Below are 3,517 nucleotides of genomic sequence, written 5' to 3' on the forward strand. Positions count from 1 at the left end.
GGCCTGACGGCAAAACAATTTTTGGAATCATCATCGGCCTCAGCGGCATTGCCGTGCTGGTCGGTCCGGAACGCCTGATGGGCAGCGGCGCGGTTGATCCGCTGGGCATGATCGTGTTGCTCCTCGCCTCGTTCTCATGGGCCGCCGGTTCCTTGTATTCGACTCATACTCGCATCAACGCTTCTCCCCTGCTCGCGACCGGCATGCAAATGCTTTGCGGCGGCGCTTCCTTGCTGCTGGTGGGCCTGCTTTCGGGCGAATGGCAAAAAGTACATTTCGAGCAAATCTCATTGCAATCATTTCTCGCTCTGGCTTATTTGATCGTCTTCGGTTCACTCATTGGATTTACGGCTTATATTTGGCTGCTGCGCATGACCACGCCTTCGCGCGCTTCGACGTATGCGTTTGTCAATCCGGTGGTCGCTGTTTTGCTCGGTTGGGCGATTGGCGGCGAGGCGCTGACGCCCCGCGCCATTTTTGCAACCTTGCTCATCGTGACGGCGGTGATTGCAATTATTTTGAGCCGGCCTCAACCGAAAATCTCACAAGCAGAACCTCCCGCGCAATTGCCGGAGAATGCCGAAGCGCGGGTATGCGTGGAAACGCGATGAGGCACGGAATTGCTAGTACATTGTCACCCTAGAAAATATATCCACACCTGATGTCATTCTGAAAGAATCCTGTGAAGGACCCGGCATTATGTCTGCAATTCCACAAGTTCCTTTTTGGATGACATGTCAGGATGGATAAATTTCTTAGGGTGACGTTCATTGGGTTTTAATGCTTCAATCAACCGGAGAAGAACGCAATGCCCCATCCCTCCCCAAGGCTCGAAACCAAAATCATTCATGCCGGTGAGCCGGATCCTCGCATTGCCGGCGCGGTGAGCATGCCGATTTTTCAAACCGCGATGTTCGAATACGACGGCGAAGACGCCGGTTATCATGACATTCGTTATATCCGTTTGAACAACACGCCTAATCACATTGTGTTACAGAACAAGCTGGCAGCCTTGGAAAACGCCGAGGCTGCGCTGGTGGCAGCCAGCGGCATGGCCGCGATCTCCGCTGCTCTCCTCACCATGCTCGCCGCCGGCGATCATTTGCTCGCACAAGATAATTTGTACGGCGGCACGCACGATTTCATCACCAAAGATTTGCCAGCGCTGGGCATTACGTATGATTTCATCGACGGCAATGATCCCACGAGTTGGAAACACAAGCTGAAGCCGACCACGCGCGCCCTCTACGTCGAAGCCATGTCCAATCCCATGCTGCAGGTGACGGATCTCAAAGCGGCCGTGACGTTTGCCAATGCTCATGGTTTGGTCTCGATGATCGACAACACGTTTGCGAGTCCCTGCAATTTTCGTCCGGCGGAATGGGGTTATGATCTTTCCTTGCACAGTTGCACCAAATATCTCAACGGCCATTCTGATATTGTTGCCGGGGCTGTCATCGGCCGCGCGGGATTGGTTGAAAACATCCGGCGCAAGCTCAATCATCTCGGCGGTTCGCTCGATCCGCACGCCTGTTTTTTGCTCCATCGTGGCATGAAGACGCTGGCCGTGCGCATGCGGCAGCAAAATGAAAGCGCGTTACGCCTCGCGCGCTTTTTGAGCTCACATCGCGCTGTCGCGCAAGTCAATTATCCCGGCCTGGAATCGCATCCGCAACATCATATTGCCAAAGAGCTATTCAACGGCTACAGCGGGATGATGAGCTTTGAATTGAAAGAAGGCCTGGGCGCTGCCAAACGCTTTATTGATGCGGTTAAAATTCCTCTCAAAGCCCCCAGCCTGGGCGGCATTGAAACATTGGTAACCAGGCCTGCCACCACTTCTCATGTTGGCATGTCGGCAGAAGAACGCAAACGGCTGGGCATCACCGACAGCTTGATTCGCGTCTCAATCGGCATCGAAGCAACGGAGGATTTGCTGGCAGATTTTGAACAGGCATTGCACGCCTAAAAACCGGGCAAGAAGAGATGATAAAAAAATCAACGGTATTACAATTGAAAATACAACCGCTCACGCCGGCACGCTGGGCGGACTTTGAAAAACTCTTCGGCGAGCGCGGGGCGTGCGGCGGATGCTGGTGCATGTTCATGCGTTTGCCGCGGGCAACCTTTGAGCAGCAAAAAGGTCTGAAAAATAAAAAGGCCATGCAAAAGCTGGTCAAAGCGAACGACGTGCCCGGATTGCTTGCTTATGCCCGGGGCGAGCCAGTGGGTTGGTGTTCGATATCGCCGCGCGAGAAATTTTCAGCGTTGGAACGCTCGCGCATCTTGCAGCCGATTGACGAGCAACCGGTTTGGTCGGTGACATGCTTTTTCATTGCCAAAGGATTTCGCCGGCAAGGCGTTACGGTCGAATTGTTAAAGGCGGCGATTACCTATGTTAAAAAGCGCGGCGGGAAAATTCTCGAAGGCTATCCGGTGGAGCCTGCTTCGACAGGCTCGGCTTCGACAGGCTCGGCTTCGACAGGCTCGGCTTCGACAGGCTCGGCTTCGACAAGCTCGGCTTCGACAAGCTCAGCCACCACCGCCGACGCGGGCGCTAAGAAGATGCAACCGGACACGTTCATGTGGACCGGCCTGGCCAGTGCATTTCGTAAAGCGGGGTTCAAAGAAATCCTGCGCCGCTCAGCAACGCGGCCGATCATGCGTTATTATGTCAAATAGCCGATCTGCAGATAAATTTAGCCACCAAGTCCCAAAAATCTTCACCGCAATCAAAAGTAAATATCCGCATCTCAAAAATCAGGAAAGGGATCACATGAAAAGGCGTTATGCTTTGCTTTGGTTGTTGCTTGGGGCAACGCTGGCTTATGCCACGGATCAAAACGACGCCAAACTGCGCGAGAAAGCCAACCACTTGGCGCAAAAACTTCTCATCGTCGATACGCATGTTGATGTGCCCTATCGCATGCGCGAAAAGGTTGAGGATATTTCCATGCGCACCGCGGGCGGGGATTTCGACTACGTGCGCGCCAAAGAAGGCGGCCTCAACGCGCCGTTCATGTCGATTTACGTGCCTTCAGAGTATGAGCCTAAAGGCCTGGCCAAAGCGCGCTTCCAACTCAAAAAAGTTGACGCTGTCATACCAGTAAACCGTTGAAAAGGGAATATCGTCAACCCGATAGTTTAAAACCAATTGGTGGCGCGAGCGCTGCACCGGTTCAAAAATGAGCTGTCCTGGCATGGCTAAACCTCGCTATGATTTACCGGCGTTCTGGGCCGCCACCTCAAAACGATACATCCGCAGCGGCGCTTGCCCAAAGATGGTGATCTCATTGGAAATCAAAACCCCTTCGGCCACCCGAAAGGTCATGGGCTTTTCCGCCCCCTCAAGGGTCACGGTCAGATTATCGTCCGTTACCTGCCACGTTCCGCTTTCAACGATGGGCGCTTCGCCGTTGAGGTAATCGCTTTTGAGGCTGGCCTTGCTGCCGGGACTCAGATACAGCGTCCAATCCAGGCCGCAGCAGGAGGCGGCCGGTGAAAAACCTTTGTAGAT

General features: G+C 53.9%; 5 protein-coding genes. 4 read left to right on the forward strand and 1 reads right to left on the reverse strand.

Going from position 1 to position 3,517, the window contains the following annotated elements; translation table 11 throughout:
• From FBQ85_28035 to FBQ85_28050, 4 genes are all read left to right on the forward strand, one after another.
• A partial coding sequence (locus tag FBQ85_28035) for a multidrug transporter (GenBank protein ID MDL1878983.1) occupies positions 1 to 611 on the forward strand: 611 nt, incomplete at its 5' end.
• 197 nt (positions 612 to 808) lie between these two features.
• Positions 809 to 1,969, forward strand: a complete 1,161-nt coding sequence (locus FBQ85_28040; GenBank protein ID MDL1878984.1) for an aminotransferase class I/II-fold pyridoxal phosphate-dependent enzyme — start codon at positions 809 to 811, stop codon at positions 1,967 to 1,969.
• A gap of 17 nt (positions 1,970 to 1,986) precedes the next feature.
• Positions 1,987 to 2,682, forward strand: coding sequence for a GNAT family N-acetyltransferase (locus FBQ85_28045; protein MDL1878985.1), 696 nt, complete (start codon positions 1,987 to 1,989; stop codon positions 2,680 to 2,682).
• Positions 2,396 to 3,118 carry a hypothetical protein gene (locus FBQ85_28050; GenBank protein ID MDL1878986.1) on the forward strand — a complete coding sequence of 241 codons (723 nt, stop codon included), beginning with the start codon at positions 2,396 to 2,398 and terminating at the stop codon, positions 3,116 to 3,118. Before FBQ85_28045 ends, FBQ85_28050 begins: the two co-directional genes overlap by 287 nt.
• 96 nt (positions 3,119 to 3,214) lie before the next feature.
• Here the strand turns inward: FBQ85_28050 and FBQ85_28055 are convergent, their stop codons facing one another.
• Positions 3,215 to 3,517 (reverse strand): copper resistance protein NlpE, encoded by a 303-nt coding sequence (locus FBQ85_28055; GenBank protein ID MDL1878987.1) that lies wholly within the window; start codon positions 3,515 to 3,517, stop codon positions 3,215 to 3,217.

The organism is Cytophagia bacterium CHB2 (genome assembly GCA_030263535.1).
Classification (GTDB): Bacteria; Zhuqueibacterota; Zhuqueibacteria; order Zhuqueibacterales; family Zhuqueibacteraceae; genus Coneutiohabitans.